The following is a 15,005-nucleotide window of genomic DNA, read 5'->3' on the forward strand; positions in this document are numbered from 1 at the left end:
AACCTCAAAAAAGGGCTGCCGCAAGCCTGGTACCTGACCCGTGAATGGCATGCCGCAAACGGCATAACGGGAAAAAAGCAGTGGCCTGGCCAATGGCAGCTCTGGCAGATCGAGTAAAGGCGGTGGTTTGCGCAGTGAACAGCAAGCTCGCCAGCTTCACATGATCTGTGTGGGCGACTCTCTGTGGGCGGTGCCGGGGAGCTAATACAAGCGCATTAGCGGTGCTGCGAGGCCCGATCAGGAGACGTCCTTATAATCGGGGGGAGATTGTAACGAAGAAACGCGGGCAATTGATCCTGTTAAATGACTTTTATTGGTTCGCCAGTCAAAGACCTAACAGCGGTAGCACCGCCGAACGCGTTGCACGCGAGGGGATACGGGCGCTGGCGGGTAGTACCTGGTGTAACCAGTTGAGGCGGATTTCTTCGATTTCGACCCAGGCATCGCCGACGGGCGGTTGTTTGCATTGCTTGAATGCCTGGCAGCGGCCTGCGCTGTCCAGTCGGGCGAAGCAGCGACGGGGGCGGGTAAAGCTGAGCAGCGACCATAGACTGTTCATGGGCGGGCACCTCGGGAGTCAGTAACGCAAACACTACCGGCATGAGGTGACAGCCCCATGTATCGGTCATGACAAGGGGGTGACAGCAAGCGGCTAGTTAGCAAGTGCAGTGCACCGCTATACTGGCGGCCTGTTTTACCCAGTCCTGGAGAGATGAGCATGTTGCAACGCCTGTTGTTCGGTTTGATTACTGTGACCAGTTTGACCCTGGTCGGCTGTGCCCACAGCCCGCAACAACTCAGCCCGCAACCCAAGCTGACCGCGCAACTGGCGCCAGTGGGACGTGGTCAACCGGTGGTGGTGCGTGTGGTGGACGGTCGTCCGGGGCCGACTCTGGGCACCCGTGGCGGCATGTATCCGGAGACCAGCGCGATCAGCGTCAGCAGCGCAGATCTGATCCCCAAGCTGCAAGCCCAGGCCGAAGCGGCTGTGCGTCTGTTGGGCTACACGCCGACGTCCAATGCGATGAATGCGCCAACCCTGACCGTGACCCTGGCCGAACTGAAATATCAGTCGCCCAAGGACACCATGTACGTGACCGAAGCGACCATCGGCGCAACCTTTCGCTCTGATGTGAAAAACGGCGGCCGTACCTATAGTGGCCGTTACGGCGCGTCGCTGGACCAGCGCTTTGGCATGGCACCGAACCAGGAAACCAACACCAAACTGGTGAGTGACGTACTGAGTGATGCCCTGACCCGAGTGTTTAAAGACCCGGCTATTGGTCGTTTGCTCGGCGAGTAATGCCAGTAAGACAAAAAGCCCGGACTCTGTGAGTTCGGGCTTTTTTATGGGCAAAGGTTTCAGGCGGCTTCGGCATACAGTTCAAGCCGGCTGACGCCGGTGAGCAGGTCCAGCTCGGGCAAGTCGGCATGGGTGTGGCCGCTGAGTGCGCAATAGACCAGCCAATGGTGATCCTGGACGTTGAATGCCAGACCTTCGATCAACGCCTGCTGTTCATCGCTGGGAGTGATGAGGTAGAGGCGGTCCTGGTTTTCTGCGTGCAGCATGACAAGCTCCGTGTCGGTGTCGAGGGGCCATAGAGTGACCTCTCTACATGACGATACGGTGACAGCTGAAATTACCCTGTGCCTGCAGGCGCGAGCTCTAGAAATCTCGCGAGACCGCGCCTGCAGCAGAGAAGGGGTTACAGAGGCAGGCCGGCCTTGACCCGATACTGGTTACGCACCGGCATTGCATACTGCAACACCAGATACGGCCGGTGTTCGACAGGGCAGGCGTCCAGGCGGCGTTGCCATTCCTGCTGGGCCTTGGCCAGTTCTTCGGCAGGGAACACTTGCGCAGCCAGTGGAACCTGCAGTTGCGGGTCGGCATCACTCCATTGTGCGTACGCCAGGTAGTGCGCCGGGAACAGGCGATAGCCGCTCAGAATATGCCGGTCCATTTCGCTGGCCAGCAATTTGCTGTCCTCGAATGGCTCGCTGACAGGTGTCGAAAAGTTAACGTGCACACGGCCCTTGTAGCCGGTAATGCCGTTGGCAATGCTGGTGTCGTCTTCGCCCGCAGCCTTGCTGTAAGTGCCCGTGGTGGCGCGTATGTACAGCTCACGAGCCTTGGCCTGGTCACAGGGGTCGTATTCGTAGCTGATGGACACCGGAGTCAGGTTCAGTGACTGTATAACCTCGGCAAACGGCTCGTTTTTACGGCTCATATGGAACATTTTCAGAATCGCCGAATCAGTACGGTCATCACCGTCCTTGGCGCGGCCTTCAGCCTGTGCAATCCAGATCGACTGGCAGTCGTTGCGAATCGAATGGTTGATATAGGCCGACAGCAACTGATACGCCGCCAGCTTTTCACGGCGGCCGGTGATCGAGCGATGCACGATGAAGCTCTTGTTGAGGCGCATCAGATCGCTGACAAAGGGTTTTTGCAGCAGGTTGTCGCCAATGGCGATCCGCGGTGTTGGCAGGCCAGCGTGATAAACCGCGTAGTTGACGAAGGCCGGGTCCATCACGATATCGCGGTGGTTGGCCAGAAACAGATAGGCATTGCCGGCCTTCAACTGCTCGACGCCGGTGTAGGTCACACCGTCGGTTGCGTTTTCGATGGTGCGGTCGACATAGACTTCGACCTTGTCCTGTAAGGTGGCGACAGAAGTAACGCTGGCGAACTCTTTACGCAGACGATGCGCTATAAGGGGTTTTAACAACCAGCCGAAAGCGCCGGCCAGGCGCGGAAAGCGAAAGTGGGTCAGGATATCTAGAAACGCCTTGTCGCCGAGCAGCCGGGCCAGCACTGCTGGGACTTCTGCGTCGTCGTAAGGTCGGATGGTATCGAATTCGCCCATCATGCTCTCTTGTTGGAAACGGCTAGGGTTAGTACACAGGGCAGGACAAAAATAATAGCCCTGCAAATAGACGGCGATTATACGCACAAGTCACTCTGGAGACCGCGATGCTTGAGACTGAACACTACGATTGCCCGTATTGCGGTGAGGTGGCTGAAGCCGTGCTCGACCTCTCGGGTGGCGATCAGACCTACGTTGAAGATTGCCCCGTGTGTTGCCGGCCGATTGTGTTCCATCTTCAAACCGACGGTCAGGAGTGGATGCTTGATGTGCGTAGCGAGAACGAGTGATCACCATGCGCCGTATCTACGAGCCCCAGAATCTGATGGAAGCCGAGCTATTGCTGGGCATGCTTGCCAGTGAAGGGGTCGAGGCCCGACTGGACGGGGCTGATCTGGTCGGGGGGACCGGCGAGTTGCCGGCGCTCGGGTTGCTGGGGTTGACGGTGGCCGATGATCAGGCGCAATACGCGCGCCAGTTGATCGATGCGTACAATGCGGCGTCACCCGTGGCGGGCGATGAGCCTGAAAGCTTCCCGGATGTACTGATCTGCTGATCAGTGAATATTTTTTGCATCTATATAGAAGAGTTGTGCTGCCCCATGTGTGGACGTTTTGCCCTGTTTCGCTGGAACCCTGCATTTGCAGCCTTGCCCGGTTTTCCGGCGGATCAGCAGGCCCAGTGGAACATTTCACCCAATGACTCGGTATTGATCCTGCGTGCCGGGGCCGAACCCGGCCAGCGTGAACTGGCGCGGGCACGCTGGGGGCTGACCCCGCCGTGGCTGACTGACCTGTCGCGCACCCCGGCCCATGCCCGGGCCGAAACCGTGGCCGAGCAACCGATGTTTCGCGATGCCCTGCGCCAGCGCCGTTGCCTGATCCCGGCCAACGGTTTTTACGAATGGCGTGGGACCACGCGTAAAAGACCCTACTGGCTGACGCCGGGTGAGGGCGCTTCGCTGTTTTTTGCCGGCATCTGGGAGGCCTATCCGGTCGAGGGGCATGTGTGGCTCAGTACTGCGGTGATTACTCAGGCCGCCGCCAGTCAGCGTCGACCGCTGATTCTGGATGAGGCCGGGCAGCAGGCCTGGCTCGACCCTGAAACCCCGCTGCAGGACCTTCAGGCATTGCTCGCCAGCCCGCAAACGCCGTTGCGCGAACGGCCGCTGGCCAATCTGGTCAATGATCCAAAACTTAATGCGCCCGAGTGTCTGACACCGGGTTGAGATACGATGCGCGCCATGTTTATGGAGAGTCATGATGGGTAAGTTAGCGGTAGTGTGCGCGGTGGGCGCCGGGGTATTGCTCGCAGGTTGCCAGGCGGTGAACACCACCAGTGGCGGCGCGGTAGGGGTTGAGCGCAAGCAGTACATGTTCAGCATGCTGTCGAGTCAGCAAGTGGATCAGATGTATGCGCAGTCGTACCAGCAGACTGTCACCGAGGCCAGCAGCAAAGGCGCACTGGACAAAACCAGCGCCAACGCCAAGCGTTTGCAAGCCATTGCCAACCGCCTGGTTGCCCGGGCGCCGTTTTTTCGTCCGGATGCCGCGCAATGGAACTGGGAGGTCAATCTGATCAAGAGCGACGAGCTCAACGCCAACTGCGGCCCGGGCGGCAAGATCATTTTCTATAGCGGGATCATTGATCAGCTCAAGCTCAGCGACGACGAAATCGCCGCCATCATGGGCCATGAAATTGCCCACGCCTTGCGCGAGCACGGGCGTGAATCCATGTCCAAAGCCTATGGCATCGAGATCGCCAAACAGGGCGCGGGTGCGTTGTTGGGCCTGGGCCAGGACAGCCTGCAGCTGGCCGATACCGTGGTCAACTACAGCCTGACGCTGCCCAACAGCCGCAGCAACGAAAACGAAGCCGACCTGATCGGCCTTGAGCTGGCTGCCCGGGCGGGTTACAACCCGAATGCAGCGATTACCCTGTGGCAGAAAATGGCCGCGCAAGCGCAAGATGCGCCGCCGGAATTCATGAGCACCCACCCGGCTTCCAGCAGCCGGATTGCGGCATTGCAAGCGGCGATCCCCAAGGTGATGCCGCTGTATGAGCAAGCGCCGAAGACCCAGTAGGGTTAAGACCGCAGTGATCCCATAGCCGGCAAGCCAGCTCCCACAATTCAGACCGCCTTGTGGGAGCCTGGCTTGCCGGCGATTGCATTGGCCTGCATCGCAGAGCGCCTGCAGGGATCAGTGGCCGTTACAGCCAGCCGCTGATCACCATCGCCTTGTACACCGCCACTATGGCCAGCACGAAGAACGCGGTCGCGGCCAGTCGGCGAATCAGGGTCAATGGCAGTTTGTCGGCCGCAAAGTTACCCGCCAGCACCACCGGCACGTTGGCAATCAGCATGCCCAGGGTGGTACCGATAATCACCAGCCACAAATCCGGGTATTGCGCCGCCAGCATCACGGTCGCAACCTGGGTCTTGTCACCCATTTCAGCGATGAAGAATGTAATCAGCGTGGTGATGAAGGGGCCGTATTTGCGGGCTGTACTGGCCTCGTCGTCGTCCATCTTGTCCGGGACCAGAGTCCACAGGGCCGTGGCGGCAAAGCTCGCGGCGAGCACCCAGTGCAACATCACATCGGTGAAGAAGGTGCTGAACCAGGCGCCCACGGCACCGGCTGCCGCATGGTTGGCGAGGGTTGCCACCACGATGCCGGCGATGATCGGCCAGGGTTTGCGAAAGCGTGCGGCGAGAATCAGCGCGAGCAGTTGCGTCTTGTCACCGATTTCGGCCAAGGCAACGATTGCTGTAGGAACGAGTAAGGAATCGAGCATCATCAGGTAGTTTTCCAGGGGCGGGTCGACACGGCTATGACACGTACAGCCTTCCCGCCCCGGGTAAGGTGTTCGTGTCATAGGTCTTGTCAAACCCCGGTCCGTCTGTGCGGACACCTGGGTCGCATGCACCATGGTCTGTTGACCAAGTATGTTGACGCATGCCGGACGAGCGCGAGGCTCGTGGGAGACTACTCCCCTAGGACGGAGCGGATTCTGCCTAGGCAAATCCGATCCGGCAAGCCCTTATTGCGCTTTTCTGTCAGCGGCGTTTGGCGCTGTAAATCCGGAAACCCTGACCTTGCGCCTTGACTGTGCAGTGGCCGAACTGCTCTTCGATCAGCGGCTGGTAGCGCAGGAAGCTATTGGCTACAAGACGAAGTTCGCCACCTGTTTTCAGATGTTTGACTGCTTTTTGCAGCAAGTTTTCTGTGGCGTGGTAATCGGTATGAACCCCGACGTGAAACGGCGGATTGCTCAAAATCGAGTTCAGGCCCATAGGCGCCGCATCAATGCCATCGCCGGTAATGACCTCGGCTTCCAGACCGTTTGCGGCAAGGGTCAGACGACTGCTGGCGGTGGCAAAGGCATCGACATCGAGCAGGGTGACGTTGTTATGCGGGTAGCGGCGCTTGACTGCGGCTCCCAGCACCCCGGCACCGCAGCCGAAGTCCAGCACGTGGCCGCTGGGCAGTTTGTCCAGGTGCTCCAGCAACAGGGCGCTGCCCCGATCCAGGCGGCCATGGCTGAACACACCCGGCAGGCTGACGACTTTCAACGGGCCTTCGGCCAGCGGCAGTTCGTAATGCTGGGCGAGGTCGGCGAGCACCGGTGCGGCCGGGGCGTTGACCACAGTGACTTGCCACAGCTGGCAATGACGCGCGCTGTCGAGCTTGCGCGGCTTGCCAAACGGAACCAGTTGCTTGGATGCGCCTTCGATTCCGCCCTTCTTTTCGCCCACCAGAAATACGTCCGCACCGGGCAGGCGAGCCGCCACGGCGTTGAGCAGATAATCAGCCAGTTCCTTGGACTTGGGCAGAAACACCACGGCGGTGTCGAAGCTGCGCTCAGGCAGCTCGATGCCGAAATGCACCCGTCCTTCAAAGCGCGCATCCAGGGTGGCCTGGTCGCCGGCGTGCCAGCACCAGCCGTGGGCATTTGGCAGTTCGCCGAGCAATTCGTCAGCCGGTAATCCTACCAACAGCAACGAGCCCTGAAAGTATTCAGGCTGACGAAGCAGTACTTCACTGCGCGGATCCATAATCTGCTCCTCAAAAAGGGCCGCAGTCTATCAACTGACGACCCGCAGCGCTGTACCGTTAAAGAATGCTTCGGCGTTTTGCGTCAGTTGGCCGACGATCCGCTGGCGCGCTTCACGACTGCCCCAGGCGCTGTGCGGGGTAATGATCAGGCGCGGGATGTCATGGGCCAGCAGCGGGTTGCCGTCGCGCGGCGGTTCGACGCTTAGTACGTCGGTGGCCGCGCCGCCCAGATGGCCGCTGCGCAGCGCATTGGCCAGGGCCAGTTCATCAATCATGCCGCCGCGGGCAGTGTTGACCACAAAGGCCCCCGGCTTGAGCAGTGCCAGTTCACGGGCGCCGATAAAATTGAGAGTGTGTTCATTGAGCGGGCAGTGAAAGGTCAGGGCGTCGACCTGTGGCAGCAACTCATCCAGTGGCAGCCGGTCGGCTCGGGCCGGACGGCCGGGGATCTGGCCCAGCAAGACGCGCATGCCAAAGGCTTCGGCCAGCCGGGCCACGGCGCTGCCCAGTTCACCGTGACCGAACAGGCCCAGGGTCTTGCCTTCGAGTTCGACAATCGGGAAGTCCAGCAAGCAGAACTGCCTGGCCTGTTGCCACTGGCCCGCAGTCACGGCTTTGTTGTAGTCGACAAGGCGGGTGGCCAGTGCCAGCAACAGCCCCAGAGTGTGCTGGGCCACCGAGGGCGTGCCGTAGCCCTGGCAGTTGGCAACGGTAATGCCGCGGGCGCGTGCGGCTTCAAGGTCAACGTTATTGGTGCCGGTGGCCGCCACCAGAATCAGCTTCAGCTCGGGGCAGGCCGCGAGGGTTCGGGCATTGAGCTGGATTTTATTGCTGATGGCCACGCTGGCGCCTTGCAGACGTTCGATCAGGTTATCGGCGTCGGTGTCCGACCACAGCTGCAACTCGCTGAAACACTGGCGCAGAGGGGCAAGGTCGAGGTCGCCCAGATCCAGTGAGGTGTGATCCAGGAATACTGCGCGCTGAGTGTTCGTCATCAACTGTACCTTTTGTGCTGTCGAGTGAAGGCGTAATGTGGCGAGCCTAACAGAAGAAACAATTTGTAATGGAGCCGTGCATGTACTGGACAGAATTTTTGACCGTTGCCCTGATTCACTTGCTGGCCGTCGCCAGCCCCGGGCCCGACTTTGCTGTGGTGGTGCGTGAAAGCGTGACTCACGGCCGTCGCGCCGGGATGTTTACCGCCTTCGGCGTGGGCACGGCAATTTTCGTCCATGTCGGCTATTCGCTGCTGGGGATCGGGATCATTGTCTCGCAGTCGATTGTGTTGTTTAACGCTCTCAAATGGCTGGCAGCTGCCTACCTGCTGTACATCGGGATCAAGGCGTTGCGCGCCAGGCCTGCTGATCCGGCAGCCGTGGCTGCTTCTTTGCCGGTTGGCGAGCGCACTGCGCGCGGAGCCTTCACTTCGGGCTTTGTAACCAATGGCCTGAACCCTAAAGCCACGCTGTTTTTCCTGTCGTTGTTTACCGTGGTCATCAATCCGCATACGCCACTGTCCATTCAGGCCGGGTATGGCGTGTACCTGGCGGTCGCGACGGGGCTGTGGTTTTGCATGGTTGCGATGTTGTTCAGCCATCAGCGCGTGCGCACCGGCTTTGCGCGCATGGGCCACTGGTTTGATCGCACCATGGGCGCGGTGCTGGTCGCCCTGGGTGTGAAGCTTGCGTTCACTGAGATGAATTGATTTTTCGTATCGCTCCATGGGCCCACCCCGGCTAGCGGGAACGCTGCAGGGGCTGGCTTGGCCGCAACGCGCGCCAGCCAGTTGGCCACAGGTTTGGCGTTGCGCCACCGGCGATCTTGTCAATTTCTGGTTTTCCTTCATCCTTGCGGCTCATTGTGCGTGCCCTCGGAGAAGTATCGATGTCCTCAGTCAACCGGTTCTGGCGCCAGGTCAAACTGCCACTGGCAGTCAGCCTTGTCTCGACGCTCGCCGGGCCCGCCTGGGGCGTGAGCTTTAACATAGGCGAGATCGAAGGCCAGATCGATTCCGAACTGTCCATTGGCGCCAGCTGGTCCACGGCCAAGGCCGATCGCAAGCTGATCGGCGCCAACAACGGCGGCAAGGGGCAATCGCAAATCTCGGATGATGGCCGCCTCAACTTCAAGCGCGGCGAAACCTTCTCCAAGATTTTTACCGGCATCCACGGGCTGGAGCTCAAGTACGGCGACAGCGGTGTGTATGTCCGGGGCAAGTATTGGTACGACTTTGAACTGCAGGATGACAGTCGTCCCTTCAAACCAGTCAGCGACAGTGGGCGCAAAGCCTCGGCCCAGTCTGCCGGAGCCCAGTGGCTGGATGCCTACGCCTATCACAACTACGCCATTGCCGATCAGCCCGGGGCCGTGCGCCTGGGCAAACAGGTGGTCAACTGGGGTGAGAGCAGCTTTATCGGTGGCGGGATCAATGCCATCAACCCGACAGATGTCGCGGCGTATCGGCGACCGGGCACTGAATACAAAGACGGACTGGTGCCGGTCAATCTGTTCTACATTTCGCAAAATCTCACCGACAACCTCTCGGCCCAAGCCTTTTATCAACTGGACTGGGAGCAGTCAGAAACCGATAACTGCGGAACATTTTTCTCCCAGTCCGACGTAACCGCCGACGGCTGTGACGGCAATTATCGAGTGATGAGCAAACGTTCGGCACTGAATGTGGCGGACCTTTCAGCCCTGACGTCGGCGGGTGTCGATGTGAACGGCGAGGGCGTGCTGGTGCGTCGTGGTGCTGATCGCGATGCGCGCAACAGCGGGCAGTTCGGCGTGGCCATGCACTACGTGTTCGAGCCGCTGGACACCGATTTCGGCGCCTACTTCATGAACTACCACAGCCGCGATCCGATCCTCAGCGGGCGTGCAGCATCGCAGTCGGCCTACGACTCGGCCTCGGCTGCAGGCGCTCTGGCGCCGATGATCGTCGCCGGTAACTCCAGTTACTACGTCGAGTATCCCGAGGATATCCGCCTGTACGGCCTGAGCTTCGCCACCACCTTGTCCACAGGCTCGGCATGGAAAGGTGAACTGAGTTATCGGCCCAATGCGCCGGTACAGCTCAACAGCAATGATCTGCTGTACGCCAATGTGACCCTGTTGCCGGGACTGGCCGCTGCATCGCCGCTGAGCGTTACTCCGGGTGCCGATTCCCAGGGCTATCGGCGCAAGGAGATCACTCAGTTTCAGACCTCTCTGACCCATGTCTTCGACAATGCCATGGGAGCTGACCGGCTGACCTTGATCGGTGAGGTTGGCGTGAGCCACGTGGCCGGTCTCGGCGGCAGTTTGCGCTACGGGCGTGATCCGGTATTTGGTAGCGACGGCAACGACGGCTTCACCACGGCTAATTCATGGGGCTATCGCGCACGTGCCGTATGGGCCTACAACAACGTGTTTAACAGCCTCAACCTGAAGCCGAATCTGGCCTGGTCCCACGATGTCAGCGGCTATTCGCCGGGCCCCGACAATACCTTTGCCGAAGGGCGCAAGGCAGTGAGCATGGGCATTGATGCCGAGTACCAGAACACCTACACCAGCAGCCTTTCATACACCAATTTCTTTGGTGGGCGTTACAGCACGGTCAGCGACCGGGACTTTATGACGCTGACGGTGGGGGTAAAGTTTTAAGCCGCAGCTCAGAGCCCGTGGAGAAGGGGGTGGCTGGCGCTTTTTGATATAAATATTTTCACTTTGTTGATTTCTGAAATAATACGTGTCATCTATAGCCGCACACAGTCGACGGACTGATCCTGCGCGCCAGCTTGGATGGCAAGTGTTTCTTCACCCCCGAACGCCCTTCAGGAGTCAATAATTTGAACAAGACAGTACTTCTAGGTGCACTGGCCCTGTGCGCTTTCAGCTTTGTGGCCCGCGCCGATAACGCGCCTCTGCGTATTGGTATCGAAGCGGCCTACCCGCCGTTTTCGATGAAAACCCCTGAAGGTGAGATCAGCGGTTTTGACTACGACATTGGCAACGCGCTGTGCGAGGAGATGAAAATCAAATGCACCTGGGTGGTCCAGGAGTTCGACGGCATGATTCCTTCGCTCAAAGTGCGCAAGGTTGATGCGGTGCTGTCTTCCATGTCGATTACCGAAGACCGGCTCAAGTCCGTCGATTTCAGCAAAAAGTACTACCACACCCCCGGCAAGTTCGCGATGAAGGCGGGCACTGTGATCAACGATCCGCTGGTGGATCTCAAGGGCAAACGTGTCGGGGTGCAGCGCTCTTCGACCTATGACCGCTTTGCCACCCAAAAGCTTGAGACGGCCGGGGTCGTGGTGGTGCGCTACTCGACCCAGAGTGAAGCCTTCCTCGATCTGGTCTCGGGCCGTCTGGATGCCACGCTCGCCGACATCATCTACACCGATGAAAGCTTTATCAAAACCCCGCTGGGCCAGGGATACGCCCTGGTCGGACCGGATATCAACGACCCTGCCTTCTTCGGCCGGGGCGCAGGCATCGCTGTGCGTAAAGGCGACACGGCCAACGCCGAACGCCTGAATGCCGCCATTGATGCAATCCGCGCCAACGGCAAGTACGAACAAGTGATGACCAAGTACTTCACGTACGACATCTACGGTCAAAGGTAAGTCAACCCGTATCCCTGATGCGGCTCCCCCGGTGGGAGTCGCCGGGGCTTGTCTCGCGCGTTTTTTGGCGCTCGCTTGAGGAACTGCATCATGCTCCACGGCTACGGATCGAGCATTCTCGAGGGTGCCTGGCTGACCGTAAATCTGGCTCTGACCGCCATGGCCCTGGCCATTGTCCTGGGACTGATTGGCGCGACGCTGCGCTTGTCACCGATCAAGTGGCTGGCACGGCTGGGAGAGGTCTATACCACCCTGATTCGCGGTATTCCGGATCTGGTACTGATTCTGCTGATTTTCTATGGCGGTCAGGATCTGGTGAACCGCATCGCTATGGCCCTGGGCTCCACGGACTATATCGATATCAACCCCTTTGTCGCCGGGGTCTGCACCATGGGCTTCATCTTTGGTGCCTATCTCTCGGAAACCTTTCGCGGTGCATTTATGGCCATCCCCAAAGGCCAGATCGAGGCGGGGCTGGCGTATGGCATGGGCAGCGCCCAGGTGTTCTGGCGAATTCTGGTACCGCAGATGGTCCGTTTCGCACTGCCGGGGTTCACCAATAACTGGCTGGTGCTGACCAAGTCCACTGCGCTGATCTCGGTCATTGGCTTGCAGGACATGATGTTCAAAGCCAAAAGCGCAGCAGATGCGACCCATGAACCCTTTACGTTTTTTCTCGCCGTGGCGGGGCTGTATCTGATGCTGACCAGCGTGTCATTGCTGGTGCTGCGCTTTCTGGGACGACACTACTCGGTCGGCATAAAAGCCGCTGAGTTGTGATTGGGAGCACCTCATGATTCTTGATTACAACCTGATCTGGGAAAACCTGCCGCTGTATTTCGGTGGCGCGCTGATAACCCTCAAGGTACTGCTGATTTCCCTGTTCTTTGGCCTGGTGCTGGCGATTCCGCTGGCGCTGATGCGAGTCTCGCGATCGCCTTTGATCAACTTTCCGGCCTGGCTCTACACCTATGTCATTCGTGGCACGCCGATGCTGGTGCAGCTGTTTCTGATCTATTTCGGGCTGGCGCAGTTTGAAGCCGTGCGCCAGAGCGTGTTTTGGCCATACCTGTCCAGCGCCACCTTTTGTGCGTGCATGGCGTTTGCGATCAATACCAGTGCCTACAGCGCGGAACTGCTGGCGGGCAGTCTGAAGTCCATCCCCTATGGCGAGATCGAAGCGGCCAAAGCCATGGGCATGTCGCGAGTGACTTTGTATCGGCGGATTCTCCTGCCTTCGGCCCTGCGCCGGGTGTTGCCGCAGTACAGCAACGAAGTGCTGATGATGATGCAGACCACGAGCCTGGCGTCGATTGTCACCCTCGTCGATATCACCGGGGCCGCCCGTACGGTCAGTGCACGTTATTACCTGCCGTTTGAAGCGTTCATTACCGCGGCGGTTTTCTATCTGGTGCTGACCTTTATTTTGACCCGTCTGTTCAAGCTGGCCGAGCGCCGCTGGCTGGCGTATCTGGCACCGCGCAAATACTGAGGGGCGTGTTATGGAACACATTAAATACCTGTTGCCGTGGAGTGCCTCGGGCACTGAGCGCCACCTGTCCCTGTTTCGTTTTGGCCAGGGCACGCGCAAGGCCTACATCCAGGCCTCGCTGCACGCGGACGAGCTGCCGGGGATGCGCGTTGCGGTGGAGCTCAAGCGTCGCCTGCTGGAGCTTGAGGGGCAAGGCCGGTTGAACGGGGTGATCGAGCTGGTGCCGATGGCCAACCCCATCGGCATTGCCCAGATGTTTCAGGCGACCCACCAGGGGCGCTTTGAGTTTTCCAGCGGCAAGAATTTCAATCGTGACTTCCCAGTGCTGGCAGACGGCGTGGCTGAGCGGGTGGCCGGCCAGTTGGGTGGCGATGCCGAGGCCAACACACTGCTCATCCGCCGGGCCATGCTCGATGTGCTGAGTGAGCAGCCAGCCCCGGCCTCTGAGCTCGATGGCTTGCGTTGCCTGTTGCTGCGCCATGCCTGTGACGCCGATGTGGTACTGGATCTGCACTGTGATTTCGAGTCGATCATGCTGCTGTACGCCTTGCCGCAAAACTGGCCGCGCTTGCGCTCGCTGGCCGCGCGTTTGCGCGCCGGGGTGGCCCTGTTGGCAGAGGATGCGGGGGGCAGTGCGTTTGATGAAGCCTGTGCGCTGCCCTGGTTGCACTTGGCCGAGCGCTTTCCCGAGGCTGAGATTGCCCTGGGCTGTATCGCCACCACCATTGAACTGCGCGGCATGGCGGATACCGAGTCGGGGCCATGCGTGGAGAGTGCGGAGGCGATTCTCGGTTATCTCGCCGAGCAAGGGCTGATCAGCGGTGCATGGCCGGACGCCCCCGTTCACAGCTGTGAGGCCATGCCGTTTGCGGGTGCCCAGTACGCCTATGCACCGCATCCGGGGGTTGTGAGCTTTATCCAGCCGCTGGGGGCGCGGGTCAAAGCGGGCGATCCGCTGTTTGAAGTGATGGACCCGCTGACTGATCGCCACAGTGTGGTGCGTGCCAGTACCGACGGCATCCTCTATGCCCGTGAACGCCTGCGCTTTGCCCAGCCCGGTTTGTGGCTGGCCAAAGTTGCCGGCAATACCCTTATTCGCCAAGGTCGCTTGCTTAGCGACTGATCCCGAGAGTGGATGTCATGTACAAACTTGAAGTTCAGGATTTGCACAAAAGCTACGGCTCCCATGAAGTGCTCAAGGGCGTTTCGTTGCAGGCGAAGGCCGGGGATGTGACCAGTATCATCGGTTCCAGTGGTTCCGGGAAAAGTACGTTCTTGCGGTGCATCAACCTGCTGGAGCAACCCAGCGGCGGCAGTATCGTGCTCGACGGCGAACCGCTCAAACTGATCAGTAGCAGGCGGGGAGGGCTTGAGGCGGCAGATCCGAAACAGTTGCAGCGCATGCGGTCGCGACTGTCGATGGTGTTTCAACATTTCAATCTGTGGTCCCACATGAATGCTCTGGAAAACGTCATGGAGGCCCCGGTGCACGTGCTTGGCATGGGCAAGGGCGAAGCGCGGGACAGGGCCGAGCATTACTTGAACAAGGTCGGCGTGGCGCACCGCATGCGCGCCTGGCCGGCCCATATGTCCGGCGGTGAACAGCAGCGTGTGGCGATTGCCCGGGCCCTGGCCATGGAGCCGGAAGTGATGCTGTTCGACGAGCCGACTTCGGCCCTGGATCCTGAGTTGGTGGGGGACGTGCTCAAAGTGATGCAGGATCTGGCGCAGGAGGGGCGGACCATGGTGGTGGTCACTCACGAAATGGGCTTTGCCCGTGAGGTTTCCAACCAGCTTGTGTTCCTTCATCAGGGTGTGGTTGAAGAGCGTGGCGACCCGCGCAAGGTGCTGGCCAATCCTCAGTCTGAACGCCTGCAGCAGTTTCTTTGCGGCAGTTTGAAATAGCCGGCGACCGCTTCGGATACACTTCGGGGCGTCACAAGCCGACGCAGTGTCTACTGCACGGACCGGCTTT

The 15,005-nt window shown here is 59.7% G+C and carries 18 protein-coding genes and 1 riboswitch; of the genes, 12 read left to right on the forward strand and 6 right to left on the reverse strand.

All coding sequences use genetic code 11. The features are described 5' to 3' along the window. Nucleotides 1-325 precede the first annotated feature (325 nt). Nucleotides 326-559, reverse strand: a complete 234-nt coding sequence (locus WG29040_RS20260; protein WP_003443757.1) for a hypothetical protein — start codon at nt 557-559, stop codon at nt 326-328. Between the two features lie 159 nt (nt 560-718). Here WG29040_RS20260 and WG29040_RS20265 point away from each other — a divergent pair, with 159 nt between their 5' ends. Continuing rightward, on the forward strand, nt 719-1,303 hold the full coding sequence (locus WG29040_RS20265) for a YajG family lipoprotein (RefSeq protein ID WP_003443754.1): 585 nt from the start codon (nt 719-721) through the stop codon (nt 1,301-1,303). A 59-nt stretch (nt 1,304-1,362) separates the two neighbouring features. Here the strand turns inward: WG29040_RS20265 and WG29040_RS20270 are convergent, their stop codons facing one another. Together WG29040_RS20270 and WG29040_RS20275 are read right to left on the reverse strand one after the other, a co-directional pair. Next, nucleotides 1,363-1,569, reverse strand: coding sequence for a hypothetical protein (locus WG29040_RS20270; protein ID WP_003443751.1), 207 nt, complete (start codon nt 1,567-1,569; stop codon nt 1,363-1,365). Nucleotides 1,570-1,706: 137 nt separating this feature from the next. Continuing rightward, nucleotides 1,707-2,870, reverse strand: a complete 1,164-nt coding sequence (locus WG29040_RS20275; RefSeq protein ID WP_177412995.1) for a 1-acyl-sn-glycerol-3-phosphate acyltransferase — start codon at nt 2,868-2,870, stop codon at nt 1,707-1,709. 107 nt (nt 2,871-2,977) lie between these two features. Between WG29040_RS20275 and WG29040_RS20280 the strand changes: the two genes are divergently transcribed. From WG29040_RS20280 to WG29040_RS20295, 4 genes are read left to right on the forward strand one after another with little or no spacing between them, the layout of a single operon-like run. Beyond that, the gene (locus WG29040_RS20280) at nt 2,978-3,160 is read left to right on the forward strand and encodes a CPXCG motif-containing cysteine-rich protein (protein WP_003443745.1); all 183 of its coding nucleotides are present in this window, start codon (nt 2,978-2,980) and stop codon (nt 3,158-3,160) included. 5 nt (nt 3,161-3,165) lie between these two features. After that, a complete protein-coding gene (locus WG29040_RS20285) occupies nt 3,166-3,426 on the forward strand; it encodes a putative signal transducing protein (protein ID WP_003443742.1) in 261 nt (86 codons plus the stop codon). A 45-nt stretch (nt 3,427-3,471) separates the two neighbouring features. Continuing rightward, complete coding sequence (locus WG29040_RS20290; RefSeq protein ID WP_003443741.1) at nt 3,472-4,098, forward strand: SOS response-associated peptidase; 627 nt, start codon at nt 3,472-3,474, stop codon at nt 4,096-4,098. A gap of 34 nt (nt 4,099-4,132) precedes the next feature. Beyond that, nucleotides 4,133-4,954: a M48 family metallopeptidase gene (locus WG29040_RS20295; RefSeq protein WP_127196807.1), complete on the forward strand. Its 822-nt coding sequence runs from the start codon at nt 4,133-4,135 to the stop codon at nt 4,952-4,954. 127 nt (nt 4,955-5,081) lie between these two features. Here the strand turns inward: WG29040_RS20295 and WG29040_RS20300 are convergent, their stop codons facing one another. The 3 genes from WG29040_RS20300 to WG29040_RS20310 form a co-directional block, all read right to left on the reverse strand. Beyond that, nucleotides 5,082-5,666: a TMEM165/GDT1 family protein gene (locus WG29040_RS20300; protein WP_003443736.1), complete on the reverse strand. Its 585-nt coding sequence runs from the start codon at nt 5,664-5,666 to the stop codon at nt 5,082-5,084. Between the two features lie 92 nt (nt 5,667-5,758). Continuing rightward, nucleotides 5,759-5,878, reverse strand: a riboswitch (yybP-ykoY riboswitch). A 50-nt stretch (nt 5,879-5,928) separates the two neighbouring features. Beyond that, complete coding sequence (locus WG29040_RS20305) at nt 5,929-6,927, reverse strand: class I SAM-dependent methyltransferase (protein WP_003443734.1); 999 nt, start codon at nt 6,925-6,927, stop codon at nt 5,929-5,931. A gap of 30 nt (nt 6,928-6,957) precedes the next feature. Then, nucleotides 6,958-7,923: a 2-hydroxyacid dehydrogenase gene (locus WG29040_RS20310; protein WP_127196791.1), complete on the reverse strand. Its 966-nt coding sequence runs from the start codon at nt 7,921-7,923 to the stop codon at nt 6,958-6,960. Between the two features lie 80 nt (nt 7,924-8,003). On the opposite strand from WG29040_RS20310, the gene WG29040_RS20315 reads away from it, so the two are divergent. The 7 genes from WG29040_RS20315 (at nt 8,004) to WG29040_RS20345 (ending at nt 14,935) form a co-directional block, all read left to right on the forward strand. Further along, on the forward strand, nt 8,004-8,633 hold the full coding sequence (locus WG29040_RS20315; protein WP_003443728.1) for a LysE family translocator: 630 nt from the start codon (nt 8,004-8,006) through the stop codon (nt 8,631-8,633). Between the two features lie 179 nt (nt 8,634-8,812). Continuing rightward, on the forward strand, nt 8,813-10,573 hold the full coding sequence (locus tag WG29040_RS20320; RefSeq protein ID WP_003443726.1) for a DUF1302 domain-containing protein: 1,761 nt from the start codon (nt 8,813-8,815) through the stop codon (nt 10,571-10,573). 185 nt (nt 10,574-10,758) lie between these two features. Next, nucleotides 10,759-11,538, forward strand: coding sequence for an ABC transporter substrate-binding protein (locus tag WG29040_RS20325; protein WP_127196792.1), 780 nt, complete (start codon nt 10,759-10,761; stop codon nt 11,536-11,538). A 90-nt stretch (nt 11,539-11,628) separates the two neighbouring features. Next, nucleotides 11,629-12,318, forward strand: a complete 690-nt coding sequence (locus WG29040_RS20330) for an ABC transporter permease (protein WP_003443721.1) — start codon at nt 11,629-11,631, stop codon at nt 12,316-12,318. A 13-nt stretch (nt 12,319-12,331) separates the two neighbouring features. Then, on the forward strand, nt 12,332-13,030 hold the full coding sequence (locus WG29040_RS20335; protein WP_003443719.1) for an ABC transporter permease: 699 nt from the start codon (nt 12,332-12,334) through the stop codon (nt 13,028-13,030). 10 nt (nt 13,031-13,040) lie between these two features. Continuing rightward, nucleotides 13,041-14,153, forward strand: a complete 1,113-nt coding sequence (locus tag WG29040_RS20340; RefSeq protein ID WP_127196793.1) for a succinylglutamate desuccinylase/aspartoacylase family protein — start codon at nt 13,041-13,043, stop codon at nt 14,151-14,153. 17 nt (nt 14,154-14,170) lie between these two features. After that, complete coding sequence (locus WG29040_RS20345) at nt 14,171-14,935, forward strand: ABC transporter ATP-binding protein (protein WP_003443714.1); 765 nt, start codon at nt 14,171-14,173, stop codon at nt 14,933-14,935. The last annotated feature ends 70 nt before the right edge of the window (nt 14,936-15,005 follow it).

It is taken from the genome of Pseudomonas sp. PAMC 29040 (assembly GCF_003994535.1).
In the GTDB taxonomy this organism is placed as follows: Bacteria; Pseudomonadota; Gammaproteobacteria; order Pseudomonadales; family Pseudomonadaceae; genus Aquipseudomonas; species Aquipseudomonas paraversuta.

Coding starts and splice junctions, on each gene's coding strand:
- WG29040_RS20300 (WP_003443736.1), bottom strand. CDS start 5,666: ATGCTCGATTCCTTACTCGTTCCTACAGCAATCGTTGCCTTGGCCGAA.
- WG29040_RS20290 (WP_003443741.1), top strand. CDS start 3,472: ATGTGTGGACGTTTTGCCCTGTTTCGCTGGAACCCTGCATTTGCAGCC.
- WG29040_RS20305 (WP_003443734.1), bottom strand. CDS start 6,927: ATGGATCCGCGCAGTGAAGTACTGCTTCGTCAGCCTGAATACTTTCAG.
- WG29040_RS20265 (WP_003443754.1), top strand. CDS start 719: ATGTTGCAACGCCTGTTGTTCGGTTTGATTACTGTGACCAGTTTGACC.
- WG29040_RS20330 (WP_003443721.1), top strand. CDS start 11,629: ATGCTCCACGGCTACGGATCGAGCATTCTCGAGGGTGCCTGGCTGACC.
- WG29040_RS20260 (WP_003443757.1), bottom strand. CDS start 559: ATGAACAGTCTATGGTCGCTGCTCAGCTTTACCCGCCCCCGTCGCTGC.
- WG29040_RS20315 (WP_003443728.1), top strand. CDS start 8,004: ATGTACTGGACAGAATTTTTGACCGTTGCCCTGATTCACTTGCTGGCC.
- WG29040_RS20280 (WP_003443745.1), top strand. CDS start 2,978: ATGCTTGAGACTGAACACTACGATTGCCCGTATTGCGGTGAGGTGGCT.
- WG29040_RS20335 (WP_003443719.1), top strand. CDS start 12,332: ATGATTCTTGATTACAACCTGATCTGGGAAAACCTGCCGCTGTATTTC.
- WG29040_RS20340 (WP_127196793.1), top strand. CDS start 13,041: ATGGAACACATTAAATACCTGTTGCCGTGGAGTGCCTCGGGCACTGAG.
- WG29040_RS20310 (WP_127196791.1), bottom strand. CDS start 7,923: ATGACGAACACTCAGCGCGCAGTATTCCTGGATCACACCTCACTGGAT.
- WG29040_RS20345 (WP_003443714.1), top strand. CDS start 14,171: ATGTACAAACTTGAAGTTCAGGATTTGCACAAAAGCTACGGCTCCCAT.
- WG29040_RS20295 (WP_127196807.1), top strand. CDS start 4,133: ATGGGTAAGTTAGCGGTAGTGTGCGCGGTGGGCGCCGGGGTATTGCTC.
- WG29040_RS20285 (WP_003443742.1), top strand. CDS start 3,166: ATGCGCCGTATCTACGAGCCCCAGAATCTGATGGAAGCCGAGCTATTG.
- WG29040_RS20270 (WP_003443751.1), bottom strand. CDS start 1,569: ATGCTGCACGCAGAAAACCAGGACCGCCTCTACCTCATCACTCCCAGC.
- WG29040_RS20275 (WP_177412995.1), bottom strand. CDS start 2,870: ATGGGCGAATTCGATACCATCCGACCTTACGACGACGCAGAAGTCCCA.
- WG29040_RS20320 (WP_003443726.1), top strand. CDS start 8,813: ATGTCCTCAGTCAACCGGTTCTGGCGCCAGGTCAAACTGCCACTGGCA.